This window comes from Arthrobacter sp. CC3, from assembly GCF_039907775.1.
Taxonomy (GTDB): domain Bacteria; phylum Actinomycetota; class Actinomycetes; order Actinomycetales; family Micrococcaceae; genus Arthrobacter.
In genome coordinates, this window is record NZ_JARCCY010000028.1 from 1 (window position 1) to 24963 (window position 24963).

Genomic DNA, 24963 nt, shown 5'->3' on the forward strand with positions numbered 1-24963 from the left:
AAACAGAAAACACCCGCCGATCAACACACCGGCACGAACCAGCGACCATCACCGACCATCATGAAAAATCGAGGCTAACAAGGCAGCCACTGACCCAACAAAAGTGGAGTCCGGTGCGCCGACTCACACTGAATCTCAGGCAGGCGGTGCACCATGAAGCCTACTCACGCTGGGTCGTTCTTCAATCGCAGTGGTCCTCCGCTCTCAAAAAGCTGCACCGGCGAGACGCCAAGAAAGCGATCAAGGAGGCCAGGCTGTGGCGGACAAAGAACGGCCTTGAGCTGCGCTTTCTGGACTGCCGGCTGGAAGAGCGTCCCGGGAAAACCCGCATTAAGCGAGAGAGCGTCCCGGGAAGGGTTAGCTCCCCGAGTGCGCCTGCAGGAAGCTGTACACCTCGGTCTCGTCCACGCCGGGGAAAGCGCCCGGCGGCATGGCGGCCAGCAGGTGCGAGTGCGCCCGCGCCGACGGCCAGGCATTGCCCGCCCACTCGGAGGTCAGCGAAGCCGGCGGCCGGCGGCAGCAGTTCTCATCGGGGCAGGTGGACTTGGACCGCTCCGTGGTTTCCCGTCCGCGGAACCACTTCACCTGGGCGTACGGGACGCCAACGGAGAGGGAAAACTCGCCGGTGGCGGAGCGTTCCGTCCGCGCTGTGCACCAGTAGGTCCCCGACGGCGTGTCCGTGTACTGGCTGTAGGCACTGAACTTGTCCGGCACGTCGAAAACCACCCGCGACGTCCAGTTCTTGCACGACGGCTGGCCCTCAATGGCGCCGGTGTGATCCTGCGGGAACGTCACGCCGTCGTTCTCGTAGGCCTTGTAGATGATGCCGCTCTTGTGCGTCTTCTGGAAGTGCGTGCGGATGTCCAGGTGCTGCGTGGCCAGGTTGGTGAACCGGTGCGCCGCGGTCTCGTAGGACACGGCGAAGGCGTCCCGGATGTCCTCGACGGCGATTTCCTTGGCCTGCTTGGCCTTCTGCAGGAACTCCACGGTGGCCTGCTCCGGCAGCATCAGCGCCGCGGCGAAGTAGTTCGTGGCCACGCGCTGCATCAGGAAGTCCCCGTAGTTGGACGGCGTCTGGTGGCCCAGGACATAGTGTCCCAGCGCCTGCAGCAGCACCGAACGGGGGTCGTGATCGGTGCGCTGGTTCTGCGTGAGGTAAATTCTGCGGTTCTTAAGATCCGTCACCGAACGGGTGGAATGCGGCAGATCGCCCACGTGGTGGAGGCTGAAACCGAGGTGCCCGGCGATGTCCGCGATGACGTGGTGGGACAGCGGACCGCTGGTGTGACCCACCGACGCCAGGACCTTCTGCGCCTCCGCCTCGTACTCCGGGAAATAGTTGTTCCGCTCGCGCATCATGGCACGCAGCGCGCCGTTGGCACGGCGGGCCTCCTCAGGCGTCGCCGCCTGCTCATTGAGCCGGCGCTCCAGCTCGTGCTGCAGGCCCACCATGGACTCCAGCACATCCATCGGAAGCCGCGAGCTGATGCGGATTTTCGGCAGGTTCAAGGACTCGTAGAGGGGGCTCCGCTGGTAACGTTCCAGCTCGATCTCCAGCGCCGCACGACGGTTCGGCGGCTCCGCCCCGAGCAACTGGTCGATGCTGACATTGAGGGCGGCCGCCAGCTGCTGGAGCAGCCCCAGTTTGGGCTCCCGCTTCCCGTTCTCGATCAGGCTCAGCTGGCTCGGCGCGGTCCCGACGGCGGCACTCAGGTCATCGAGGGTCATGGCCGCCGCTTTACGCAGGTGGCGGACGCGGCGGCCCAGGCTGATGACGTCAAGTTCGGGGACCGAAGGGGACGACGGCGGGGTGGCGGCGGTGCGATTCCAGCTCGTAGGCGACATTTATTGAGAATACGCGAAGAAGTGCATTTCTTTCCAGACTTTTTCTCTAGCAACCCTCTTGAAAGTGCAGAAAAGTAGATCTCACGGAAAGAAACACCGCACCGGTCCAACCGGTCCCCCAACTGCAACGGCGCAGGGAAGGGGACCGGCCAGGACATCCGGAGCACAAACAAGGAGACAAAGATGACTGCAGCATTTGAGCCCACCCAGCAGACGCCCGAGCAGCAGGCCGCCGCACTGGAGCTCGAGTGGGCCGCCAACCCGCGCTGGGAAGGTGTGACCCGTGACTACAAGGCAACGGATGTCGTCCGCCTCCGCGGCCGCGTCTCCGAAGAGCACACGCTGGCCCGCCGCGGCTCCGAGAAGCTCTGGAAGCAGCTCACCGAAGAGCACAAGACCGGCGGCTACACCAACGCGCTCGGCGCCCTCACCGGCAACCAGGCCGTGCAGCAGGTCAAGGCCGGCCTCCGCGCCATCTACCTCTCCGGCTGGCAGGTCGCCGCCGACGCCAACAACTCCGGCCACACCTACCCGGACCAGTCGCTCTACCCGGCCAACTCCGTTCCCACCGTGGTACGCCGCATCAACAACGCCCTCCTCCGCGCCGACCAGATCGAATTCTCCGAAGGCATCCAGACCGTCGAGGACTGGATGGTGCCGATCGTCGCCGACGCCGAGGCCGGCTTCGGCGGTCCGCTGAACGCCTACGAGCTGATGAAGTCCATGATCCAGGCCGGCGCCTCAGGCGTTCACTGGGAGGACCAGCTCGCATCGGAGAAGAAGTGCGGCCACCTCGGCGGCAAGGTGCTCATCCCCACCCAGCAGCACGTCCGCACCCTGAACGCGGCCCGCCTGGCCGCCGATGTCGCCGGCACCCCGTCAGTGGTCATCGCCCGCACCGACGCCGAAGCCGCAACCCTGATCACCTCCGACGTCGACGAGCGCGATCAGGAATTCATCACCGGCGAGCGTACGGCCGAAGGCTTCTACAAGGTCCGCAACGGCATCGAACCCTGCATCGCCCGCGCCAAGGCCTACGCCCCGTACTCCGACCTCATCTGGATGGAAACGGGCACCCCGGACCTCGAGCTTGCCAAGAAGTTCGCCGAGGCCGTCAAGGCCGAGTTCCCGGACCAGATGCTCTCCTACAACTGCTCGCCGTCGTTCAACTGGCGCAAGCACCTGGATGACGCCACCATCGCCAAGTTCCAGCGTGAACTCGGCGCCATGGGCTTCACGTTCCAGTTCATCACCCTGGCCGGCTTCCACGCCCTGAACTACTCGATGTTCGACCTCGCCCACGGCTACGCCCGTGAAGGCATGAGCGCCTACGTCGAGCTCCAGGAGAAGGAATTCGCCTCCGAGTCCCGCGGCTACACCGCGACCAAGCACCAGCGCGAAGTCGGCACCGGCTACTTCGACGACATCGCCACTGCGCTCAACCCGAACGCATCCACCCTCGCCCTGGTCGGATCGACCGAAGAGGGCCAGTTCCACTAATTCTTCCCCAACTAGATAGCAGTAGGTGTCGTTTTGGAGGCTCAAAACGACACCTACTGCGACTCAGTTGGGCCTTGCACCAGGAGAACTCTCATGAACAGCTTCACTGACAACTTCACTATCAACGGGATCACGCTGACCGCGCAGCCTATTTGCCGGCAGGGCGAGGTTCTTACTCCGGACGCCCTGGCTTTTGTGGCCAAGCTGCACCGGGCGACGGCGGCGCGGCGCCAGGAGCTGCTGCAGGCCCGGCGGTCCCGCCGTGCGGACATCGCCAAGGGACTGGACCCGCGGTTCCTCCGCGAGACCGAGTCCGTCCGGAACGATCCGAACTGGCGCGTCGCTCCCCCGGCCCCGGGCCTCGAGGACCGCCGCGTGGAGATCACCGGCCCGGTGGACAAGAAGATGACTATCAACGCGCTGAACTCGGGCGCCAAGGTGTGGCTGGCCGACATGGAGGACTCCTCCACCCCGTCGTGGCGCAACGTCATCCAGGGCCAGCTGAACCTCACCGATGCCCTGGAACGCCGGATCGACTTCACCTCCCCGGAGGGCAAGGACTACAAGCTGCGTCCGGCGGACGAACTGCCCACCATCGTGGTCCGCCCCCGCGGCTGGCACCTGCCGGAAAAGCACATGCTGATCGACGGGACCCCGATCGCCGGCGGCATCGTGGACTTCGGCCTGTACTTCTTCCACAATGCCCGCCGCCTGCTGGCCCAGGGCAAGGGCCCGTACTTCTACCTGCCGAAGATCGAAAACCACCTCGAGGCACGCCTCTGGAACGACATCTTCATCCTGGCGCAGGACCTGCTGGGCATCCCGCAGGGCACCATCCGCGCCACCGTGCTGATCGAGACCATCACGGCCTCCTTCGAGATGGAAGAGATCCTCTACGAGCTCCGCGACCACGCGGCCGGCCTGAATGCCGGACGCTGGGACTACATCTTCTCGATGATCAAGAACTTCCGCACCCGCGGCCCCCGCTTCGTCCTGCCGGACCGCGTCCAGGTGACCATGACGGCCCCCTTCATGCGCGCCTACACCGAGCAGCTGGTCCGCGCATGCCACAAGCGCGGCGCCATGGCAATCGGCGGCATGGCCGCAGCTGTCCCCAACCGCAAGGACGAGGAAGCCAACGCGATCGCCTTTGAGAAGGTCCGCGCGGACAAGACCCGCGAGGCCGGCGACGGCTTTGACGGCTCCTGGGTGGCCCACCCGGACCTGGTCCCGGTGTGCCGCGAAGTGTTCGACGGCGTCCTCGGCGACCGCCCGAACCAGCTCGACCGCCTCCGCGAGGACGTCACCCCTGACGACCGCGCGCTGCTGGACATCGCCTCCACCACGGGCACCATCACCGAGCAGGGCATCCGGAACAACATCGAGGTGGGCATCCGCTACATCGAGTCCTGGCTGCGCGGCAACGGGGCTGTGGCCATCCACAACCTCATGGAGGACGCCGCCACCGCGGAGATCTCCCGCTCGCAGCTGTGGCAGTGGATCTACTCCCACGCCATCACCGACCACGGCGAAATCATCACCCGCGAGTGGGTGGAGGACCTGCTGGACGAGGAGTTCACCCGGCTGGAACGCTTCGAAGGCGACCGCTTCGCCGACGCGCGTGACATCTTCGAGGAAGTCACCCTGGCCGACGCGTTCCCCACGTTCCTGACCCTGCCTGCCTACGCCCGCTTCCTGCACGAGGCTCGGGACCGGTCAGAGGACCCCGTCGAGGACGCGGCGCTGGTGGCCGCCTGACCCCGCGCTAGTCCAGCCGAGATTTCCGTTCGCCGGGCAACCACGCCCTTCGCAACAGGCACCCCCGAAATCCGGGGCGGCGGCCCGGCAACGGAAGCACCATTAAGCGCGAACGGACAGTTGCGGCCCTTCTTCAAGGGGCCACAACTGTCCGTTCGCGCTTTTGCGTGGGGCTTAAGTGTACGTTCGCGCTTGGGGACACATAACAGGGAGTACGACGACGGCGGGACCCGTCAGCGGGTCTTCGGCACCTTCCGCACGGAGAGGGTGGTGCCCAGGAAGAACGCCGCCACCGAGCCGAGGATCAGCAGCAGCGGGTTGGTCCATGATCCGGACAGCCCGTGGACGTAGCCGAGGAGCGTCGGCGCAGTGGCGCCAACGGAGTAGCCCACGCCCTGGACCACCGCGGACATCCGCCCCGCGGACGCCTGGTCGCGGGCCAGTTTGATGATGGCAATGAAGATGACGGTGATGCCGCCGCCCTGCGCCGCGCCGCCCAGGGAGGACCAGAGCCACCACAGTTCCGGCGCCAGCAGCAGGCCAAGGGGAACGGTCAGCCACATAACGCCCAAGGTGACCGCCACCGCCGTCGTACTGGCAAACCTGGCCACCATGGGCACGCCGAGGCCGCCCACAATGGCGAGGATCTGGAAGAGCGAGGACCCGGCGCCGGCGGCGGAGGGCGCCATGCCCAGTTCGTCGATCAGGAAGGTCGGCAGCCAGGCCGTGACGCCGTAGTAGGAGAACGCCTGCCCGGCAAAACCGGCCGTGAGCCCCACAGTGATCCAGCGCGACGCCGGCCTGCCGCCGGCCGGACGGGGGTCTGAGTCCTCTACGGCGGCGGGCACGAAAGCCTGCCGGCCGGCGGCCAGCACCCAGAAAACGATGGCAGCCACGGCGAACAGCCCGCTGGCGGCCAGCGAGAGCCGCCACCCGGCCAGCTCGGCCAGCGGCGCGGTGACCACCGAGGTCAGGAACGATCCGATGTTCAGGGCTGCGGTATAGATGCCCATGGCAGTCCCCTGGCGCCGCGGCGAGAAGTCGCGCCGGATGATCAGGGGCACGGCGATGTTGCCGATGGTGATGGCCAGGCCGATGATCGCGGTGCCGAACAGCACCAGGACGCCGTTGCCGGCGGAGCGGACGATGACGCCGGCCAGCACACCCAGGAGGGTGAGCATGATGGCGAACTCAGCCCCGAATTTCCTGCCCGCGAAAGACGCGAGGGGCGCCGCGAGGGAAAAGCACAGCACCGGAATGCCGGTCAGCAGCCCCAGTTCCACCGGCGAGAAGCCAAGGTCCTGCTGCATCGGGCCCACCACGGGGGCAACCGCCACGAACGGGCCGCGCATGTTCAGTGCGATGAGTCCGATGCTCGCCAGCAGGATCCAGCCGCGCGGAACCCTGGCCAGGAAATTCGCCGTCATAAGGCGGGCTGCGGCTGGGTGCGGAAGCTGGAAATCGGTTTCATCCATTCATTGCTATCATGCCCGCGGCAAGATGACGGGCGTTATCCCGTTGCCTGCAGGGTGGCCTCGATCACGGCAGGTGACAACACATGTTGGGTGACCATTTGGCTGGCACCGAGGATCGCCGCCTGGTCGCCGGCCATCGCGAGCGCTATCCGCAGGTGCGACGTGGCCAGCGGCAGGGACCGCCGGTAGACCACCTCCCGGACTCCGGCCATCAGGTGGTCGCCGGCCTGGCCGAGGCTGCCGCCGATCACGATCACCGACGGATTCAACAGGTTGACCACCATGGCCAGCACATCCCCCACATCCCTGCCGGCCTGGCGGAGCGCCTGGATCGCCTGGAGGTTGCCCTCGCCGACGAGCCGCAGGACATCACCGCCCTTTTCAGCCGGAAGGCCCTGGCGTGCCAGTTCCCGGGCGACGGCGGGGCCGGATGCCAGCGCTTCGAGGCAACCGTAGTTGCCGCAGCGGCACAGGACGTCGTCGCCGCGCGGAACGCGCACGTGCCCCAGGTCTCCTGCTGTTCCGTTGGCGCCGCGCTGGAGTTCCCCGCTGCTGATGATGCCCGCGCCGATGCCCGTGGCCACTTTGATGAAGAGGAAGTTGTCGTGCTCGGGCCAATAGGCGGTGCGTTCGCCAAGGGCCATGATGTTGACGTCGTTGTCCACCAGCACCGGAACCGGCAGCGAGCGCTGGACGTAGCGGACCACGTCGAACCCGTCCCAGCCGGGCATGATGGGCGGCTTCACCGGCATCCCGGTGGCATGCTCCACGGGGCCCGGCAGTCCGATCCCGATGCCGGCGAGGTCCGCGGTGGTCCTGCCGGCTTCACCGAGGAGTGCCTTGCCCTCCTCGACCACCCGGCCCAGGACTGCTTCCGGGCCGTCGGCGACGTCCTGGGCCAGGCGGCGTTCGGACAGCACATTGCCGCCAAGGTCGGTGACGGCAACGATCACGTGCGTGGCCCCGACGTCGACCGCCAGGACGGCGCGGGCGGCGGGATTGAAGGCAAAGCGCGACGGCGGCCTGCCGCCGCTGGAGCTCGCCTCACCGGCGGGGCCCACCAGCCCGGAAGAGATCAGGGCGTCGATGCGGGCGGCCACGGTGGACCGCGCCAGCCCGGTGGTCAGGGCCAGTTCGGCCCGGGTGCGGGCTTTGCCGTCGCGGAGCAGCTGGAAGAGGTCGCCGGCCCGGGAAAGACTGCCCGCACCATCGGGGGCGGCGTCCGGTCCTGCTTCGGTGCCGGACTCTTTTCCAGGCGTGGGATTCATGAGTCAGTGATAGCACGAAGCTCTTATGCATGTCACGCCACCGAAAGATTGTCGGGAACTTTTCAACTTTTGCTTGACGATCGACAAAAGTAGTTCTAGCTTGATCTGTGAGCGGTGTCACTGAAAGCGGACGCCGGCCACCACGCTCCAGCTACTACAAAGAGGTAAGCAACTTGTCGAGCCAAGCACAGGCATCACCGGCCCTCCTGGGCGTCGGCATTCTGGGCGCCGGACCTGTAACCCAGGCCATCCACCTGCCGTCGCTCGCACGGTTGGGGAACATCCTGGAGGTCCGCCACATCATGGACGTCGACCCCGCAGTGGCAGCATCGGTGGCAGGCAGGGTCGGAGCACGCTTCAGCACCAGCATGGAGGAACTCCTCGCAGACACCGCCGTTGACATCGTGGCCATCTGCAGCCCGCACCAGTTCCACGCAGCCCAGGTCATCGCGGCCTGCCGGGCGGGCAAGAAGGCCGTCCTGTGCGAAAAGCCGTTTGCCATGAACGGCGAAGAGGCCGCCGCAATCTCCGCCGTATCAGCCGAGACCGGCGTCCCCATCATCGTCGGAGCCATGCACACCTTCGATCCCGGCTGGCTCGCGGCCGAAGATGCCTGGGGCGACCTGCCGGAGCAGGTGCACACCGTCCGGTCCTCCATCGTCCTTCCGCCGAACCCTCGCTTCGAAGACTTTGCCACGGAGATCGTGGGCCGCGTGTCCCTGCCGTCCAGTGACCCGACCGAGCCGGACGTCATCAAGGCCATGCTCACAGGCGGGGTGATGGGCCTGGCCATCCACGACCTTCCGCTGGTCCGCCGCTTCACCCCGGACTTCGCTGACGTGGAGGTCCTGCATGCTGAAATCGTCCGGCCTTTCGGCTACGTCATCTCCCTGCGGGCCGGAAACGTAACCATCGAGCTCCGTGCAGCCATGAACGCCACGTGGGAGCCCGCCTGGGAGTTTGAGGCCATCGGCGACGACGCGGCCCTGAAAATCGACTTCACCCCGTCCTACGTCCAGGCCGGCTCGGCAACCGCCCGGATCCGGACGGCCGGGCGCACCACGGTCCTTGGCCCCTTCGGCCACAACGGCTACGAGGGCGAGTGGCGAAAACTGGCCGAACTGGCCGGCGGCACCGGCCAGCCCCCGTCCGCCGAGACCCTGATCCATGACCTTGAGTTTGCACTGGCAATCGCCGATGCGGCCGCAGGCCGAGTGGATACAGGCCGGGTAGATACAGGCCGGGTTGATGCTGGCCGGGTTGATGCTGGCAGCGCCGCCAGCGGGACAACAGAAGACCAGGAGGTCAACGCATGACCACGCAGCTGTCCGTGTATGCGGATCCGCAGGCTGAAGCAGCAGGTGCGGTGTCCGCCGTCGTCGCTTCCCTGCCCTTGTCCTTTGCCCCCGCCGCCCCGGCAGCTTCCGCGCCGGACATCACCGCGGTCTCGGGCCATGCGGGCTGGACCGAACGGGCGGCCGCCGCGGTCCGCAAGGGAGCCAAGGGCATTGTGGTGTCCGCGCCGGTGGCTGAAGATCCCGCCGCACTGATCGGTGTCGCCGAAGCCGCCGGCTCCGTGGTGGTGCTCGACCAGCCGTGGGCCGGCAACCTGGCGCTGGCCGGCTCCAGCGAGAACGTGCACGGCGTCATCGCCGCTGCCCTCGAGGATGCCGTCCTGCTCGACTCGGTTGCCATTGGGGTACCCGGAACGGACCCCCGGGACCTGCTGACGGAACAGTTCTCCGTATTGGTCCAATGCGGGATAGCGGTGCAGAACGTGCGGATGGTACAGCGCAACGCAAACGGCTACACGGTTGCCGGAGTCCTGGCCAGCGGCGCACCGGTCGCTTTGCAGGGCATCCTCACCTCCGCGCTGCCGGCCACCGCGAGTGTCTCGATCCTCACCTCAACCGGCCGTGCCGACGTCGTGCTGCCGGACCCGGCAGCTGCATGGCCGGCCGTGGTCCGGGCTGTAACCAAAGAAGGAGCAACGGCGCTTCCCACCCTGTACGAATCGTCCCACCGGACCAGCTGGTCGAGGGTCCACTTGCATCTTTCGTCCGGGATCCCGGCCACCGACCTGGTCCAGTTCTCCACTGTCTTGTCCCTCGTCAGCCAACTCACCAGCTAGACAGCCTTACCGAACCACCAGCAGTTCCCGCTCTTCCAGTCAGCATCCACTCATTGTCGAGAAGGGCCCGGGCATTCAGTCACTCCGGGCCCTGAAAGGAAACCATCGTGTCTACCAAACCCTCCATCGCATCTTCCGCCTTCTCCCGGCGGGGGTTCCTGGGCTTCGCTGCCGCCGCGGCCTCCGTTCCCCTCCTCGCCGCCTGTGGCGGCGGTTCAGGTTCGCAGGGCGGAGGCGGCGGAGCCGGCGGAACCATCAAGTTCTGGGACATGCCGTGGGCCACCCCCGCCTACAACGACGCCGCCAAGAAGATCGCCGAAGGCTTCTCCGGAGCCAACAGCAAGGCCAGCTACCAGATCATCCAGTGGAACAACTTCTACCAGACGTTCTCCTCGGCGATCGCGTCCAAGACCGGCCCCGCGGTGTCCACCGGCGGCGGCTTCCAGGCCTTCCAGTTCGAGAAGCAGGGCCAGATTGCCTACGCGGACAAGGTCATCGAGACGCTGAAGAAGAACGGCCAGTTCGACGACTTCCTGCCGGGTGTGCTGGACCCGTTCAAGTCAGACAAGGGGTACGTAGCCGTTCCGTGGCAGCTGGACATGCGGGTGTTCTGGTACCGCAAGTCGCTGTTCGAGAAGGCCAACGTGGCCCTTCCGACCGACTGGCCGTCCCTCCTCGAAGCCGGCAAGGCACTCAAGAAGGTCGGCGCGTTCGGCTTCACCACCGGTGCCGGGTCAGGAAACAACTACGCCAACCACTCCATGATCATGATGATGGTCAACAACGGCGGCGGTGTCTTCACCAAGGACGGCGAACTTGACCTGATGAACGACCGCAACGTCGAAGCCATGGAATTCGTCCTGGAACTGGTGTCCAACGGAATCGTCGATCCCGCTGCCGTCAGCTACACCACCGACAACATGTCCGCCCAGTGGAAGGACGGCAAGGCCGGATACGGCCTGTTCCAGGCCAATGTCCCGCAGCGCGTCGGCGACACCTCCGGTGATCTGCTCGTCGCGGACCCCATCACAGGCCCGCACGGGGACAAGGCAACCATCGTTTTCCCGAACAACATCATGATGTACACGAACACCCCGTCGCAGGAGGCCTCCGAGGCGTTCCTGGTCTACTACCTGGGCCAGCTCAAGGAACTGTGGCGCCAGAAGCTCATGTCCGCCCTTCCGGTCTTCAAGTCCATCACCGAGCTGCCCGAGTTTGCCTCGGACCCCAACAACGTCAAGATCGTCAAGGATTGGCAGCCCATCGCCAAGACCTTCGCTTCCCAGGGCAACACGCTGAACGCGAACCTCGCAGCCCTCGACGGCGGCCAGGCGCTGAACCAGTTCACACAGACAATCATTACTGGCAAGTCTGATGCCAAGACCGCGCTGCAAACTTTCCAGTCCGCCCTCGAATCGGTCCTGAAAAAGTAGAGCGGCCCGTCCATGACAACCACCACAGCGCAGTCCGGACTTAGCCGGGCCCGCAAGGGAATCGCTCCCGGCGGGACCGGGAGCGGCAACCGCAAGAGCAAGCTGTCCGCTCAAACCACCAGGACCTTCTTCTGGCTCCTGCTCCCGTCCGTGGTCCTGCTGGTCCTGATCCACGGTTATCCCCTTATCTACGCGGCAGTCCAGGCCACGCATGACGGAGACCTCCTGCAAACTGGAGACTTCGTCGCAGGCGATAACTTCGCCAAGGTCCTGTCCTCCCCGGCATTCTGGAAAGCGGCGCAATTCACCCTGATGTTCACCATCGTGGGTGTCTTCGGATCGTGGCTGGTCGGCCTTGGACTCGCTCTCCTCCTGCGGACGAAGATCCCCGCCGGCGGCACCTTCAAGGTCCTCCTCCTGCTGCCCTGGGTGGTGCCGATCGTGGTGTCGTCCACCGCATGGAACTGGCTGGTGGCAACCCCGGACAGCCTGATTCCGTCCCTGTTCCGCAATCTGGGGCTTGGCACTCCGCTGTTCCTCGCCGATCCCAACCTCGCGGCCATCACCGTCATGGTGTTCAAGGTCTGGGTCAGCTTCCCGTTCATGATGATGATGATCTCGGCAGCCCTCGCCTCTGTGGACAGCACCGTCTACGAAGCGGCCAGCATGGACGGCGCCACGCGCTGGCAGCAGTTCAGCCAGATCACGCTTCCCTTGATCGCCCGGTCCACGTATATCTCCTGGATCTTGATGACCATCTTCTGCGTCAATGACTTCCCCACCATCTACCTGCTGACAGGCGGCGGCCCGGTCAACGCCACCACCTCGTTGGTGGTCCTGGCCTACCGTACGGTCTTCCAGGACTTCGCCACCGGACCCGGCGTGGCCATCGCCTTCCTCATGACCATGACCCTGGTTGTCATCTCCGTTCTTCTGTACCGCCAGATCCGAAAGTCGAGCGTCGAATAATGAGCGCAGTAGTCCACGCCCATCCCCAGTCCGGGCCCGTCCTCGGCGTCGCCGGACCGGCCAAGAACAAGCGCGTCCTCTCCGAAGCGGGCGATCGCGGCCGCTGGTGGCGGTTCACCGCCATCCTGATCATCACTGCGATAGTCCTCGTGCCGATCATGGTCACGGTGGTGCTCGCCTTCACCCCCGGGCCCACCAGCACCGCCACCGGCCTGACCTTCGAGAACCTCAGCAACGTCTTCTCGAAGACCCTTGCCGCCACCTGGCTGCAGAACAGCCTGATCACCACCCTGTCCACAGTGTTGGTATCAGTAGCCGTGGCCGCACCCGCCGGCTATGTCCTTTCCCGTGGCCGGTCCAAAGCGGTCTCCGGCTACTCCCTGCTCCTGTTCGTCATGCAGTCCCTGCCGATCATCACCTCAGTGGTGCCGCTGTTCATCCTCTTCGCAGCCATGGGACTGGTGGACAACCTGCTGGGCATCACCATCATTTATGTCGGCTCCACCATGACCGTCGCGACGTGGATGATGGCCGCCTACTTCGACTCCATCCCGATCAGCCTCGAAGAAGCGTCGTGGATCGATGGCTGCTCCGTCTTCGGATCGTTCACCAAGGTGGTACTCCGCAACTCGCTTCCCGGCATCCTCTCCACCGCGATCTTCGCCTTCCTGCTGGCCTGGAACGACTACCTCGTAGCCATCGTGTTCCTGCGCTCCAACGAGATCTTCACCCTCCCCATGGGCGTGCAGTCCTTCTTCCAGCAGAACGCCACCGACTGGACCTCAGTCATGGCACTCGCCGTGGTCATGATGCTTCCGCCCATCATCGTCTTCGCCACCCTGAACAAGTACTTCAGCGTCGGCGGCATCGGCGGATCCCTCGCCGGCCGCTAGGTCCAGGCCCTCCCCCAGAACCGCACTTCCGAAAAGAAAACTCCCGCAAAGGAACGATCATGTCTTACTCGCTTCAGCTGTACACCCTGCGCAATGCCATCCAGGAAGACCTGCCCGGCACCATCAGGAAGGTAGCTGAGATCGGCTTTACCCAGGTTGAGCCGTACAACTTCGTGGCCACGTCAGCCGAACTCGGTGCCGCGCTCAAGGAGAACGGCCTCACCGCACCGTCCGGCCACGCACCCCTGCTCAGCCAGGACCAGGACGAAATCTTTGCAGCTGCCAGGGAACTGGGCATCAGCACCGTCATCGATCCGTACCTGCCGGCCGAGCACTGGCAGAAGGCCGAGGACATCCAGGCCACCGCCGCAAAGCTCAACGCTGCAGCCAAGAAAGGCGCCGAATACGGCATCCGCGTCGGATACCACAACCACGCCTGGGAGCTGGAGTCCATCATCGACGGCCGTACGGCACTGGAACACTTCGCTGACCTCCTGGACCCCGAACTGGTCCTGGAAGTGGACACGTACTGGGTTGCCGTCGGCGGCCAGGATCCCGTGGACATCCTCGCCAAACTCGGCGACCGGGTGAAGTTCATCCACATCAAGGACGGCCCGGCCACCACCGACACTAAGGCCCAGCAGCCCGCCGGCCAGGGCAAGATCGCCGTGTGGGACGTCATCGGGGCCGCCAAGTCCCTCGAAGTGGGCGTCGTGGAGTTCGACGACTACTCCGGCGACATCTTCGACGGCATCGCCCAGTCCCTGGCGTTCCTGAACACCGAAGCAAACACCGAAGCAAGTGAAGGAGCACGGGCATGAGCACCCCCTCCACGAAGCGAGGCCCGGTGGGCGTCGCCGTCATCGGCGCCGGCAACATCAGCAAGCAGTACCTGGACAACCTGACCACCTTCCCGGACCTCAAGGTCCACGTCATCGCCGACCTGTTCGAGGATGCCGCGGCCGCCCGGGCAAAGGAATACGGGATCGCCGAATCCGGCGGGGTGGACGCGGCACTGAACCATCCCGACGTCGAAATCATCGTCAACCTGACCATCCCGGCGGCGCACGTGGAGGTGGCCACGGCCGCCGTCAACGCAGGCAAGCACGTGTGGACCGAAAAGCCGTTCTCGCTGGACCGCGAATCGGGTCTGGGGCTGCTCAAAGCGGCCGACGCTGCGGGGCTGCGGCTCGGCTGCGCCCCGGACACGTTCCTCGGCGCGGGGCTGCAGACCGCCCGGCGGCTGATTGAACGCGGCGACATCGGCACCCCGCTGACGGCGATGACCACGTTCCAGACGCCGGGGCCGGAATCCTGGCACCCGAATCCGGCGTTCCTCTTCCAGTACGGCGCCGGCCCCCTGTTCGACATGGGCCCCTACTACCTCACCGCGCTGGTCCAGACCTTCGGGTCCGTGCGCCGCGTGGCGGCCATCGGTTCCAAAGCCAAGGAAGTCCGCGTCATCGGATCCGGACCCAAGCTGGGCGAGGAGTTCACCGTGGAGGTCCCCACCCACGTGTCCGCGATGGCCCAGTTCGAGGGCGGCCAGTCGTCGCACAGTGTCTTTTCGTTCGAGTCACCCCGCCAGCGGATGGGCTTCGTGGAGATCACCGGCACGGAAGCCACCATCTCCCTCCCGGACCCGAACTATTTCGACGGCGACGTGCGGCTCTGGCGCGCGGGCGACGAGGAGTGGACCGTCGTCCCCGCAACGGGACCGTCCAACGGCCGCGGCATGGGCGTGCTGGACATGGCCCGCTCCATCCGGGCAGGGGTTCCGCACCGCGCCACGGGCAACCTGGCCTACCACGTGCTGGACACCATGGTCTCGATTTCCGAATCCGTTGAGTCCGGCGCCTTTGTCAACGTCGAAAGCTCCGCGCCCGCGTCCCCTGCCCTCCCCGAGGACTGGGACCCCACCGCTTCCACCCTCTAGGAACCAGGCAATGAACTCCCCCGAAAGCACGGACGGCACCAATCCCGACAACCCACCGCTGGGTGTGGCGATGATCGGCTACGCGTTTATGGGCAAGGCCCACTCGAACGCCTGGCGGAACGTCGCGTCCTACTTCGACGTCCCGGCCTTCGAGCAGAAAGTGCTCGTGGGCCGGGACGCCGGGCAGGTCGCGGCCGCCGCCGAGAAATACGGCTGGGCGGAAACAGCGACCGACTGGCGCTCGGTCCTGGAGCGGGACGACATTCACATCGTGGACATCTGCGCCCCGGGCTGGATGCACGCCGAGATCGCCGTCGCGGCGCTTGAGGCCGGCAAGCACGTCCTGGTCGAGAAGCCCCTGGCCAACACCCTGGCCGAGGCTGAAGCCATGGCGGATGCCGCCCGGTCCGCCCGGGAACGCGGTGTGCAGTCCATGATCGGCTTCAACTACCGCCGTGTCCCGGCCCTGGCCCTCGCGAAAGAGCTCATCGCCGAAGGCCGGCTCGGTACCGTCCGGCACGTCCGCGCCGCGTACCTGCAGGACTGGCTGGTGGATCCGGACTCCCCCATGACGTGGCGGCTGAACAAGGAAACCGCCGGGTCCGGCGCGCTGGGCGACATCGCCTCGCACGCCATCGACCAGGTCATGTTCCTGCTCGGCGGCACCGTCACGGAGATTTCGGGCCGGCTGCACACCTTCGTGAACAGCCGCCCGGGGGCGGACGGCCCCGAAGAGGTAACGGTCGACGACGCCGCCTGGGCCACGCTGACCCTGGACTCCGGGACCATCGCCTCGGTGGAGGTCTCCCGCATGGCGACAGGCCAGAAGAACTCCCTGAAGCTGGAAATCTACGGGGACAAGGGCTCCCTCCTGTTCGACCTGGAAACCATCAACGAACTCGGTTTCCTGGACGCCACCCTCCCGGTCCGCGAACAGGGGTTCCGCCGCATCCTGGTCAACGAACCCGAGCACCCGTACATGGCCGCCTGGTGGCCGCAGGGGCACGTGATCGGCTGGGAGCACACCTTCACGCACGAAATCCGCGACTTCCTTGCCGCAATCGACGGCGGCACCCCGCCCTCGCCGTCGTTCGATGAGGGCCTGGCCGTGCAGCGGGTGCTGGCCGCCATCGAAGAATCCGCAAACGCCAAGTCCTCCATCATCCAGCTCACTGCTTCCCCCGTCCCCGCCATTGAAGGAGCCTGACATGCCCCGCCCGTACACCCTGTTCACCGGCCAGTGGGCCGACCTCCCCTTCGAGGACGTCGCCAAGCTCGCCTCAGGCTGGGGCTACGACGGCCTCGAAATCGCCGTCTCCGGGGACCACCTGGACGCCTGGCGCTGGGACGAACCCGGCTACGTCGAATCCAAACTCGCCGTCCTGGAGAAGTACAACCTCAAGGTCTGGGCCATCTCCAACCACCTCAAGGGCCAGGCCGTCTGCGATGACCCGATCGACTTCCGTCACGAAGCCATCGTCGGGTCCAAAGTCTGGGGCGACGGGGACCCCGAAGGCGTCCGCCAGCGCGCCGCCGAGGAAATGAAACACACCGCCCGCCTCGCCAAAGCACTCGGCGTGGACACGGTCGTCGGGTTCACCGGCTCCTCCATCTGGCAGTACGTCGCCATGTTCCCGCCGGTGCCGGAAAAGGTCATCGAAGCCGGCTACCAGGACTTCGCGGACCGCTGGAACCCCATCCTGGACGTCTTCGACGAATGCGGGGTCCGCTTCGCCCACGAAGTCCACCCGTCCGAAATCGCCTACGACTACTGGACCACCGTCCGCACCCTCGAAGCCATCGGCCACCGGCCGGCGTTCGGGCTCAACTGGGACCCGTCCCACTTCATGTGGCAGGGCATCGACCCCGTTTCCTTCATCTGGGACTTCAAGGACCGGATCTACCACGTGGACTGCAAGGACACCAAGCTCCGCCCCACCGGCCGGAACACCGTCATGGGCTCCCACCTGCCCTGGGGCGATCCGCGCCGCGGCTGGGACTTCGTCTCCGCCGGACGCGGCGACGTGCCCTGGGAATCGTCCTTCCGCGCCCTCACCGCCATCGGCTACAACGGCCCCATCTCCGTCGAATGGGAAGACGCCGGCATGGACCGCCTCCACGGCGCCCCCGAAGCCCTCGCCGCCCTCAAGAAGTTCGACTTCCCGGCGTCGAACACCTCCTTCGACGCCGCCTTCAGCAGCAAGGACTAGTTCATGGCAGGCACTGCAACGCACGACGGCGACGACGGTTTTGTGCCGCTGTTCGACGGCACCACACTGGCCGGCTGGCGATCCGTGCCACGCGTCTATGGCACCGAGTATCCGGGCGGCCCGGCCCTCTCGGAACGCTTTGCCGCCCTGGGGTTGACCCCACCTGTGGAACCCGAGAAGCACCCGGCCCGCTGGTTCGTGGAAGACGGCGTCCTGGTGGGCGAGCAGGACTCCCCCGGCAGCGGCTACGGCGGCTACCTGGTGAGCGAGCAGGCCTTCGGCGACTTCGAACTCGTGCTGGACATGCGCCCTGACTGGCCGGCAGACACCGGCGTGATGATCCGGCGCCGGCCGGATACATGGGAAGGTTTCCAGGTTCTGGTGGACCACCGCCCCTCCGGCGGCATCGGCGGGTTCTTCGGCAACGGGCTGGCGAGCTTCTCCGCTGTGCCCTTCGCCGTCAATGTGGCAATGGACGCTGACGGCCGTCCAACCGGTTTGATTGCGGACAACCCGGCCACCTCGGTGGAGCCTGTTACGGAGGAAAAGCGTGCCCGCCTGAAGCACGCCGCCGACGTCGGGGACTTCCTCGACGTCTGGCGCTGGAGCGGCTGGAACGAACTTCGCATCCGCTGCGTCGGTGCCCTGCCGGTCATCACCACCTGGGTCAACGGACTCAAGATAGCCGAACTGGACACCACCACGCTGGACTCGCCGAACTACAACCCGGCGGATGTCCTGGGTGTCCTCGGGGAGCGCGGGCATATCGCATTGGAAGTCCACGACAACGACTCCATGTTCGGCGAAGCACGCTGGGGCAAGGGCGCGCAGTGCCGGTGGCGGAACATCCGGATCAAGGAGCTCTGAGCATGCTGCGCACCCTTCAGCCCGGCCAGCGCTGCGAAGTGTGGATAGCGTCCGCCACGGGCGAATCCGAACTTGTCTACAGCACCGACGAACTCCTCCTCGAAGCTCCGAACTGGACCCTGGACGGCTCGGCCCTGATCCTCAACGGGGACGGGAAGCTGTGGAGCTTCGATGTGGCGGACGGGAGGCTCAGCCACGTCCCCCTGGGCGGCATCCCGGATCTCAACAACGACCACGTCCTGGCGCCCGACGGGCAGGCGATCTACCTCTCGGCGAACGACGGGCACATCTACCGTGCCCCGCTTGGCGGCGGCGAGGCGGAGCGGATCACCGACGACGACGGCTCCTTCCATTTCCTCCACGGCGTCAGCCCGGACGGCCGCGAACTGGCCTACGTGGGTATCGAGGCGGGCGACTTTACGCTGCCGGGCCGCCTCAGGACCCTACCGTCCGACGGCGGCGTTACCGCCGGCGTTGATGTCGGCCCCGGCCATTGCGACGGGCCGGAATATTCGCCCGACGGCAAGTGGCTCTATCTGAACACGGAGTCCTTCACCGCCCTCCCCGGCCATGCCCAGCTTGCCCGTGTGCAGGTTGATGGCAGCGGTTTCGAACGCCTCCTTGAAAGCGGCACCGTCGACTGGTTCCCGCATCTCTCCCCCGACGGCGAGCTGGCCAGCTACATCCGCTTTCCCGCAGGCACGGCGGGCCACCCCGCGGACCTGCCGGTCGCCGTCGTGCTTGTCTCCACCGGTGACTGGACCGCACCGCTGCACATCTGGCCCCTCTTCGGCGGCCAAGGAACCCTCAACGTCAACAGTTGGTCGCCGGATTCCAGGCGCTTTGCGTTTGTGGCGTACCCGCTGGCCAACACCAACCCATCAAAGGACAACGTTCGTGGCTAATCAACCCACCGGCACTTCCGACGGAGCGATCTGCTGGGGCATCCTTGGCACCGGATTCATCGCCGGGCTGCAGGCGCAGGACCTGAACGAGAACGGCTTCACGGTCCAGGCCGTCGGGTCACGCTCGCTGGACTCGAGCAATGCGTTTGCCGAGCAGTACGGCGTGGCAACCGCGCACGGCAGCTATGAGGATTTGGTGGCGGACCCGCTGGTTGACGTGGTCTACATCGCCACGCCGCACCCTTTCCACCACGCGAACGCGCTACTGGCGTTGAATGCCGGCAAGCATGTGCTGGTGGAGAAGTCGTTCACCATGAACGCCCGCGAGGCCCGGGACATTGTTGACCTCTCGGAATCCAAAGGACTCGTGGCGCTGGAAGCCATGTGGACCCGGTTCCTGCCGCACATGGTCCGCCTCCGCGAAATCATCCAGGAAGGCACCATCGGCGAGGTCCGGAAAGTGGTGGCCAGCCACAACCAGAGCCTGCCCAAGGACCCTGCCCACCGGCTAAACGATCCTGCACTGGGCGGCGGAGCGCTGCTGGACCTCGGCATCTACCCGGTCTCCTTTGCGTTCGACATCCTGGGCACCCCGGAGAGCATTCGCGCCAGCGCCTCGATGACCGCGACGGGTGTGGACCGGCAGACTGCAGCGATCTTTGACTATGCCGGCGGTCAGCAGGCCATTGTGGACTGCGAACTGGACGCCGCCAGCGCCAACCGGGCCATGGTCATCGGGACCGAAGGGTGGATCGACCTCGAATCCACCTGGTACAACCCCGTGCCCTTCACCGTTCATGCCGTGGATGGCAGCGTCATTGAACGCTACGAGCAGCCCGTCAGCAGCCGCGGAATGCAGTACCAGGCCGCAGAACTGGAACGCCTCATCAGGGCAGGCGATACCGCCGGCACCATCCTTCCTCCAAGCGAATCAGTGGCCGTCATGGCGGCGATGGACGAAATCCGCCGCCAGATCGGGCTCAGCTACGACGCCGACGCTGCCGTTCAGGGGACTCCTAATGACTGACAGCGAATCACCGCGGATCACCGAACTGCGCCGGCACGAGGAAGAGCTCGTTTTCCCGGGCTTTGACCATCACGACGCCTGGCGCCTCGGCTCCCTCATCGCCAACCGCGCCATCGCCGCGGGCCATTCCGTGGCCATCGATATCCGGCGCCACAACATAGTGCTGTTCCGCTGCGTCCTGCCCGGCGCCACAGCCGACCAGGAGGAATGGATCCGCCGCAAAGCGGCGTCCACACTGCGCTTTGAGCACAGCACGGCATTGCTGTCCGAGGAGTTCTCGGCCAAGGCCTTCGATCCCACACAAGGAGGGTGGCTCACGCCGGAGGACTACACGCTGGCCGGAGGCTCCTTCCCTGTCCGGGTGCGGGGCACGGGCGTCGTGGCCGCAGTCACGGCCTCCGGGCTGTCCTCGGACGACGACCATCAACTGGTGGTCGACAGCATCAGGACCTACCTCGCGGAGGCCGCGGGCTAGGATTTTGGGCATGACGCACACCATCCGCAAAGCAACAGCGGATGACGCCGGGCCGCTGGCAGGGCTCGCCGCCGTCACCTTTCCGCTGGCCTGCCCGCCGCAGTCCTCCCCCGCCGATATCGCGGCGCACCTTGCCAACACCCTCAGCGAGGCGAACTTCCGGAGCTATCTGGCGGACCCCGGCATCACGGTCCTGGTGATCGATTCCGACGGGGACCTCCGCGGTTACAGCATGCTCGTGGACCGGCCGGCCGCTGACCCGGACGTTGCCGCCGCCCTGACCCTGTTGCCCTCGGCGGAGCTCAGCAAATGCTACGTCCACCCGGACCATCACGGGCTCGGTGCCGCGGCCGAGCTCATGCACGCGAGCCTCGGCCAGGCCGCAGCATCCGGAGCCCGCGGCATGTGGCTGGGCGTCAACAGCCAGAACGCCAAGGCCATCCGTTTCTACGAGAAATCCGGCTTCCGGAAGGTCGGCACCAAATCGTTCAACCTGGGAACCACGGTGGAGCACGACTTCGTGATGGAGCGGGCGGTCCCCCACCCCAAGCTGCCCAGTGACGAACGTGACATGCCTGCCGGGGAATGGACCCGGTAAGCACGCGGTTGTCGCCAGCATGAAGATTGAGATCTGGTCAGACGTCGCGTGTCCCTGGTGCTACATCGGCAAGCGCCGTTTCGAAGCCGCCCTGGCCGAGTTCCCGCACCGCGAGTCCGTGGAGGTGCAGTGGCGCAGCTACCAGCTGGACCCCACCCTTCCCGAGCACTACGACGGTACCGAACTGGAGTACCTCAGCACCCGCAAGGGCATGGCACCGGCCCAGGTCTCGCAGATGTTCGACCATGTGGCGGAACAGGCCAAGGGCGAGGGCCTCAACTACCGGTTTGACGCCGTCGTGGTTGCCAACAGCTTCACGGCCCACCGGCTGATCCACCTGGCTGCCGCCCACGGCAAGCAGGATGCCGCCAAAGAGCGCCTGCTGAGCGACCATTTTGAGCACGGCAAGGACATCGGCAGCCGCGAATACCTCACGTCCCTGGGACAGGACCTGGGGATCGACGCCGGCGAACTGGACGAGCTGTTCACCACCGACAAGTACGCGGACGACGTCCGGTTCGACTTCGAAGAGGGCCGCGCCCTGGGCATCAGCGGCGTGCCGTTCTTCGTGATCGACCGCAAGTACGGCCTGTCCGGCGCCCAGCCGTCGGCGATGTTCAGCCAGGCGCTCAACCAGGCATGGCAGGAAAAGCAGCACTTGGTCATGGCCGGCGCCGGCGCTCCGGGCAGCGAAGGCGGCAATGGCAGCGACGGCGGCGCGGAAGCCTGCGGCCCCGACGGCTGCGCCATCTGACTCCCCGGCGCCGGCGGCCGTGGTTTGCTGACAGATCACTGTAAAGTGTCTGTATGCCTAGGATTTCGGCCGCCACGAATGCTGCCCAACGAGCCGAGACCCAACGCCGCATCCTGACCGGCTTCGGCGAGCTCCTCTTCACCCACGGCCTGCCCGGGCTCACCATGACTGATGTGGCCCGCCATGCCGGCATCGGACGCACTGCCGTGTACAACTACTACGCGGACATCGAAGAGCTGCTGATCGCCTACGCGCTGGATGAAACCGAGCGCTTCCTCGACGGCCTGCGGGAGTCGCTGCAGTCCCTGGAGAACCCGGTGGAGCGCCTGGCGCTGTACGTCCGGACCCAGGTGGAGGACCTGAGCCGCCGCCACCTGCCGCCGGGTCCGGCCATGGCCGCCGTGCTGTCGCCGACGTCCTTTTCGAAGCTGGCGGACCACGTGGGCGAACTCAGCCTCCTCCTGCAGGACATCCTGCGGGACGCGATGGCGCAGGGCTACCTTCCCGAGGCGGACATCACCCAGCTGGCGCAACTCATCCACGGCACGCTGTCCTCCAGTGCCGCCCGCGGCGACGGCACCCCCGAAGCGGTGCTCCGCACCGTACGGTTCATCCAGCTGGGCGCGGGGGCACGGTTCGACGACGACGGCCGCCCCGTCAGGCTCACCGCACCGTAGCCTGGCTCAGCCTCCCAGGCTCGGCATCCTGGCTCAGCCCGCTTTCGGGATCACCGGCCACTTGGCGCTGTCGACGATCCGGCGGCTCTCCCGCGGGCAGCTGAGCCGGCCGGGCGTCTGGTCCACGAGGGCCGGCGCGGTCAGTTCCTTGAATTCTCCGGTGAGGATCACATCCACGCTGCCGTCCGAACGGCCGTCCTGGAAGTAGTCCGACTTGGGCAGGTTCCGCTGGACACTGAAGGCGGCCGCCTGGCCGGCAGCCCCCGAAACCACTGCGGCCACACCCCGGTAACCGGACTGCGTGTTGTCCACCACGGCAACCGCGAATTTCCTGGCCAGGAACTCGTCGGCCACGGAACGCGCCAGGCCGGGCCGGTTCGTGGCGTTGTAGACGTTGAGGCTGACTTTGTCGTTCGGTGTGTAGTCGAACGTTGTTGCGGGACACGCCGAGACGGCAGACGGGCTCCGCTCCGCCGTCGGAAGCTTGATCTGTCCGTTGATGATGGCCAGCGCTACGACGATCGCGGAGATGATCAGCCCCACCAGCAGGACCAGCACCACTCCGTGCAGGATCCGCCGGCGCAGCCGGACGGGGTTGTCTTCGGTGTCGTCATGTTCAACGAAGGTGGCCCTGAGTTCCTGCCCGGAGACTACGCGGTGGCCGTGCAGGACGGTGATGTCCTTGGGTTTCCTAGCCATCTATCACCAGCACACGGGCGTGGATGGCGGTGCGCTGATGCAGTGCGGTCCGGACGGCTCGGTGCAGGCCGTCCTCGAGGTACAGGGTTCCCCGGTATTGCACGACGTGGGGAAAGAGGTCGCCGAAGAACGTGGAGTCCTCGGCGAGGAGGGCCTCGAGGTCGAGGGTGCGCTTGGTGGTCACCAGCTCATCGAGCCTGACAGGGCGCGGAGGAAGGGCGGCCCACTCCTTGGGAGTGTTGTAACCATGGTCGGGGTAAGGGCGGCCCTCGCCCACAGCTTTGAATATCACCCTGCAAGCCTAAGGACGTTGCCCGCCCAAGGGAACGAATGACCGCGCACAGTTCCAAGGTTGTAGCCAAACAGTGACCATTGGCCGGCCGCAAACCTCAAGGCAACATTCTGCGCCGGGCCGCCCCGGGCTGAGAGAATGAAGCCATGACTGCACCCGAAAACCAGGCGGCCGCGTCGCCGTCGGCCCCTCCCCTTGCCCTCCTGCTCGACGTCGACGGTCCGGTGGCGAGTCCCGTCACCCGCGACGTCAAACCGGAGATCATTGCGGACATGGTGGCGCTGGCCACCGCGGGAATTCCCGTCATCTTCAACACGGGACGCTCGGACGCGTTCATCCGCGAACAGGTAATGGAACCGATGATCGCTGCCGGGATGCCCGCCGGAACCATCATCCACGCCATCTGCGAAAAGGGTGCCGTCTGGTTCAGCTACACGGCCGCCGGACCCGGTCCCGTCCATGTGGACCACGAACTCGCCGTCCCCCGCGCCTACGGCGATGACGTCCGCCGGCTGGTCTCCGAGGACTACGCGAAACACATGTTCTACGACGAAACCAAGCGTGCCATGGTGTCCGTGGAGCAGCATATCGAGGTGGCCAGCAAGGACTACCTCGAAGAACAGAAACTGTTCGACGCCGACGCCATGGAACTGATGGCCCGCCACGGCCTGGGCGTGGTGCGGCTGGACCACCACGCGCCCGATTCGGACGACCAGGTGGATTACCGCGTCGACCCCACCATCATTTCCACGGACATCGAGTCTGTCCGCCTGGGCAAGGACCTGGGAGCCAGCCGGGCCGTCGAAATGCTCGCTGCGCAGGGCATCCGCCCCCTCGCATGGCGCACGGTGGGCGATTCACGCACCGATTACGCCATGGCCGACTGGCTGCACCACAACGACCACGACGTGAAGCATGTGGACGTCCGCCCCGCGGACGGAGTGCCCGTCAAGCCGTACGAAGTACTGACTGCCGCCGATCTGGGTCTCGCAGACGACGTGATCCACGACGACGCCGGCGGGGCGTTCCTGCGCAGCTGGCGGGACGCGCTGGCCGGCTAAGTCCGGATTAGTCCAGTTTTTTTAGGCGGGTTATCATGCAGGTAGGACCTCTATAAACAAAAGCTCGGAGAAACACCATTACAGACGCACTGGTACAGGATGAGATCTACTACGGCGGCCAGCCATCCGACGACGGCAGGAGCCATGCCGAGGTAACGTCGGCGGCCGCTGTCGCACGGCTGAAAAACCG

At 65.9% G+C, this 24963-nt stretch carries 24 protein-coding genes; 19 read left to right on the top strand and 5 right to left on the bottom strand.

The window, feature by feature from the left end:
* Positions 1 to 357 precede the first annotated feature (357 nt).
* Positions 358 to 1845: a helix-turn-helix transcriptional regulator gene (locus PV761_RS16130; protein WP_028271130.1), complete on the bottom strand. Its 1488-nt coding sequence runs from the start codon at positions 1843 to 1845 to the stop codon at positions 358 to 360.
* A gap of 183 nt (positions 1846 to 2028) precedes the next feature.
* On the opposite strand from PV761_RS16130, the gene aceA reads away from it, so the two are divergent.
* Positions 2029 to 3345, top strand: a complete 1317-nt coding sequence (gene aceA / locus PV761_RS16135) for an isocitrate lyase (protein ID WP_347898279.1) — start codon at positions 2029 to 2031, stop codon at positions 3343 to 3345.
* A 93-nt stretch (positions 3346 to 3438) separates the two neighbouring features.
* Complete coding sequence (gene aceB, locus PV761_RS16140; RefSeq protein WP_028271132.1) at positions 3439 to 5103, top strand: malate synthase A; 1665 nt, start codon at positions 3439 to 3441, stop codon at positions 5101 to 5103.
* Between the two features lie 233 nt (positions 5104 to 5336).
* Here the strand turns inward: aceB and PV761_RS16145 are convergent, their stop codons facing one another.
* Positions 5337 to 6530 (bottom strand): MFS transporter, encoded by a 1194-nt coding sequence (locus PV761_RS16145; protein ID WP_347898370.1) that lies wholly within the window; start codon positions 6528 to 6530, stop codon positions 5337 to 5339.
* A gap of 83 nt (positions 6531 to 6613) precedes the next feature.
* Positions 6614 to 7846 (bottom strand): ROK family transcriptional regulator, encoded by a 1233-nt coding sequence (locus PV761_RS16150; RefSeq protein WP_347898281.1) that lies wholly within the window; start codon positions 7844 to 7846, stop codon positions 6614 to 6616.
* A 173-nt stretch (positions 7847 to 8019) separates the two neighbouring features.
* On the opposite strand from PV761_RS16150, the gene PV761_RS16155 reads away from it, so the two are divergent.
* From PV761_RS16155 to PV761_RS16230, 16 genes are all read left to right on the top strand, one after another.
* Positions 8020 to 9162 (top strand): Gfo/Idh/MocA family oxidoreductase, encoded by a 1143-nt coding sequence (locus PV761_RS16155; RefSeq protein WP_347898283.1) that lies wholly within the window; start codon positions 8020 to 8022, stop codon positions 9160 to 9162.
* Complete coding sequence (locus PV761_RS16160; RefSeq protein ID WP_347898285.1) at positions 9159 to 9977, top strand: hypothetical protein; 819 nt, start codon at positions 9159 to 9161, stop codon at positions 9975 to 9977. Before PV761_RS16155 ends, PV761_RS16160 begins: the two co-directional genes overlap by 4 nt.
* A gap of 107 nt (positions 9978 to 10084) precedes the next feature.
* Positions 10085 to 11410, top strand: coding sequence for an extracellular solute-binding protein (locus tag PV761_RS16165; protein ID WP_347898287.1), 1326 nt, complete (start codon positions 10085 to 10087; stop codon positions 11408 to 11410).
* Between the two features lie 12 nt (positions 11411 to 11422).
* Positions 11423 to 12379 carry a sugar ABC transporter permease gene (locus PV761_RS16170; protein ID WP_028271137.1) on the top strand — a complete coding sequence of 319 codons (957 nt, stop codon included), beginning with the start codon at positions 11423 to 11425 and terminating at the stop codon, positions 12377 to 12379.
* On the top strand, positions 12379 to 13272 hold the full coding sequence (locus PV761_RS16175; protein WP_028271138.1) for a carbohydrate ABC transporter permease: 894 nt from the start codon (positions 12379 to 12381) through the stop codon (positions 13270 to 13272). The genes PV761_RS16170 and PV761_RS16175 overlap by 1 nt, the downstream gene beginning before the upstream one ends.
* A gap of 59 nt (positions 13273 to 13331) precedes the next feature.
* Positions 13332 to 14093, top strand: coding sequence for a sugar phosphate isomerase/epimerase (locus tag PV761_RS16180; RefSeq protein ID WP_347898290.1), 762 nt, complete (start codon positions 13332 to 13334; stop codon positions 14091 to 14093).
* Complete coding sequence (locus PV761_RS16185) at positions 14090 to 15208, top strand: Gfo/Idh/MocA family oxidoreductase (RefSeq protein WP_028271140.1); 1119 nt, start codon at positions 14090 to 14092, stop codon at positions 15206 to 15208. Before PV761_RS16180 ends, PV761_RS16185 begins: the two co-directional genes overlap by 4 nt.
* Positions 15209 to 15218: 10 nt before the next feature.
* Complete coding sequence (locus PV761_RS16190; RefSeq protein WP_347898292.1) at positions 15219 to 16415, top strand: Gfo/Idh/MocA family oxidoreductase; 1197 nt, start codon at positions 15219 to 15221, stop codon at positions 16413 to 16415.
* A 1-nt stretch (position 16416) separates the two neighbouring features.
* The gene (locus PV761_RS16195) at positions 16417 to 17418 is read left to right on the top strand and encodes a sugar phosphate isomerase/epimerase family protein (RefSeq protein ID WP_347898294.1); all 1002 of its coding nucleotides are present in this window, start codon (positions 16417 to 16419) and stop codon (positions 17416 to 17418) included.
* A 3-nt stretch (positions 17419 to 17421) separates the two neighbouring features.
* Positions 17422 to 18285: a DUF1080 domain-containing protein gene (locus PV761_RS16200; RefSeq protein ID WP_347898296.1), complete on the top strand. Its 864-nt coding sequence runs from the start codon at positions 17422 to 17424 to the stop codon at positions 18283 to 18285.
* Between the two features lie 2 nt (positions 18286 to 18287).
* Positions 18288 to 19190, top strand: a complete 903-nt coding sequence (locus PV761_RS16205) for a biopolymer transporter Tol (protein WP_347898298.1) — start codon at positions 18288 to 18290, stop codon at positions 19188 to 19190.
* The gene (locus PV761_RS16210) at positions 19183 to 20217 is read left to right on the top strand and encodes a Gfo/Idh/MocA family oxidoreductase (RefSeq protein ID WP_347898300.1); all 1035 of its coding nucleotides are present in this window, start codon (positions 19183 to 19185) and stop codon (positions 20215 to 20217) included. Before PV761_RS16205 ends, PV761_RS16210 begins: the two co-directional genes overlap by 8 nt.
* Entirely contained in the window at positions 20210 to 20692 is a 483-nt protein-coding gene (locus tag PV761_RS16215; protein WP_347898302.1) for a heme-degrading domain-containing protein, read from the top strand. The genes PV761_RS16210 and PV761_RS16215 overlap by 8 nt, the downstream gene beginning before the upstream one ends.
* A gap of 10 nt (positions 20693 to 20702) precedes the next feature.
* A complete protein-coding gene (locus tag PV761_RS16220) occupies positions 20703 to 21290 on the top strand; it encodes a GNAT family N-acetyltransferase (RefSeq protein ID WP_347898304.1) in 588 nt (195 codons plus the stop codon).
* A gap of 19 nt (positions 21291 to 21309) precedes the next feature.
* Entirely contained in the window at positions 21310 to 22044 is a 735-nt protein-coding gene (locus PV761_RS16225; RefSeq protein ID WP_347898306.1) for a DsbA family oxidoreductase, read from the top strand.
* 53 nt (positions 22045 to 22097) lie between these two features.
* Positions 22098 to 22721: a TetR/AcrR family transcriptional regulator gene (locus PV761_RS16230; protein ID WP_347898308.1), complete on the top strand. Its 624-nt coding sequence runs from the start codon at positions 22098 to 22100 to the stop codon at positions 22719 to 22721.
* A gap of 33 nt (positions 22722 to 22754) precedes the next feature.
* On the opposite strand, the gene PV761_RS16235 is transcribed toward PV761_RS16230, so the two are convergent.
* A complete protein-coding gene (locus PV761_RS16235) occupies positions 22755 to 23420 on the bottom strand; it encodes a LytR C-terminal domain-containing protein (RefSeq protein ID WP_347898310.1) in 666 nt (221 codons plus the stop codon).
* Complete coding sequence (locus PV761_RS16240; RefSeq protein ID WP_028272925.1) at positions 23413 to 23712, bottom strand: type II toxin-antitoxin system VapB family antitoxin; 300 nt, start codon at positions 23710 to 23712, stop codon at positions 23413 to 23415. Before PV761_RS16240 ends, PV761_RS16235 begins: the two co-directional genes overlap by 8 nt.
* A gap of 146 nt (positions 23713 to 23858) precedes the next feature.
* Here PV761_RS16240 and PV761_RS16245 point away from each other — a divergent pair, with 146 nt between their 5' ends.
* Positions 23859 to 24773: a hypothetical protein gene (locus PV761_RS16245; protein WP_347898312.1), complete on the top strand. Its 915-nt coding sequence runs from the start codon at positions 23859 to 23861 to the stop codon at positions 24771 to 24773.
* The last annotated feature ends 190 nt before the right edge of the window (positions 24774 to 24963 follow it).

Bases quoted from the DNA above. Each gene is read 5' to 3' on its own strand.
- PV761_RS16130 (WP_028271130.1), bottom strand. From the start codon at position 1,845: ATGTCGCCTACGAGCTGGAATCGCACCGCCGCCACCCCGCCGTCGTCC.
- aceA (WP_347898279.1), top strand. From the start codon at position 2,029: ATGACTGCAGCATTTGAGCCCACCCAGCAGACGCCCGAGCAGCAGGCC.
- aceB (WP_028271132.1), top strand. From the start codon at position 3,439: ATGAACAGCTTCACTGACAACTTCACTATCAACGGGATCACGCTGACC.
- PV761_RS16145 (WP_347898370.1), bottom strand. From the start codon at position 6,530: ATGACGGCGAATTTCCTGGCCAGGGTTCCGCGCGGCTGGATCCTGCTG.
- PV761_RS16150 (WP_347898281.1), bottom strand. From the start codon at position 7,846: ATGAATCCCACGCCTGGAAAAGAGTCCGGCACCGAAGCAGGACCGGAC.
- PV761_RS16160 (WP_347898285.1), top strand. From the start codon at position 9,159: ATGACCACGCAGCTGTCCGTGTATGCGGATCCGCAGGCTGAAGCAGCA.
- PV761_RS16170 (WP_028271137.1), top strand. From the start codon at position 11,423: ATGACAACCACCACAGCGCAGTCCGGACTTAGCCGGGCCCGCAAGGGA.
- PV761_RS16175 (WP_028271138.1), top strand. From the start codon at position 12,379: ATGAGCGCAGTAGTCCACGCCCATCCCCAGTCCGGGCCCGTCCTCGGC.
- PV761_RS16180 (WP_347898290.1), top strand. From the start codon at position 13,332: ATGTCTTACTCGCTTCAGCTGTACACCCTGCGCAATGCCATCCAGGAA.
- PV761_RS16185 (WP_028271140.1), top strand. From the start codon at position 14,090: ATGAGCACCCCCTCCACGAAGCGAGGCCCGGTGGGCGTCGCCGTCATC.
- PV761_RS16190 (WP_347898292.1), top strand. From the start codon at position 15,219: ATGAACTCCCCCGAAAGCACGGACGGCACCAATCCCGACAACCCACCG.
- PV761_RS16195 (WP_347898294.1), top strand. From the start codon at position 16,417: ATGCCCCGCCCGTACACCCTGTTCACCGGCCAGTGGGCCGACCTCCCC.
- PV761_RS16200 (WP_347898296.1), top strand. From the start codon at position 17,422: ATGGCAGGCACTGCAACGCACGACGGCGACGACGGTTTTGTGCCGCTG.
- PV761_RS16205 (WP_347898298.1), top strand. From the start codon at position 18,288: ATGCTGCGCACCCTTCAGCCCGGCCAGCGCTGCGAAGTGTGGATAGCG.
- PV761_RS16215 (WP_347898302.1), top strand. From the start codon at position 20,210: ATGACTGACAGCGAATCACCGCGGATCACCGAACTGCGCCGGCACGAG.
- PV761_RS16220 (WP_347898304.1), top strand. From the start codon at position 20,703: ATGACGCACACCATCCGCAAAGCAACAGCGGATGACGCCGGGCCGCTG.
- PV761_RS16225 (WP_347898306.1), top strand. From the start codon at position 21,310: ATGAAGATTGAGATCTGGTCAGACGTCGCGTGTCCCTGGTGCTACATC.
- PV761_RS16230 (WP_347898308.1), top strand. From the start codon at position 22,098: ATGCCTAGGATTTCGGCCGCCACGAATGCTGCCCAACGAGCCGAGACC.
- PV761_RS16235 (WP_347898310.1), bottom strand. From the start codon at position 23,420: ATGGCTAGGAAACCCAAGGACATCACCGTCCTGCACGGCCACCGCGTA.
- PV761_RS16245 (WP_347898312.1), top strand. From the start codon at position 23,859: ATGACTGCACCCGAAAACCAGGCGGCCGCGTCGCCGTCGGCCCCTCCC.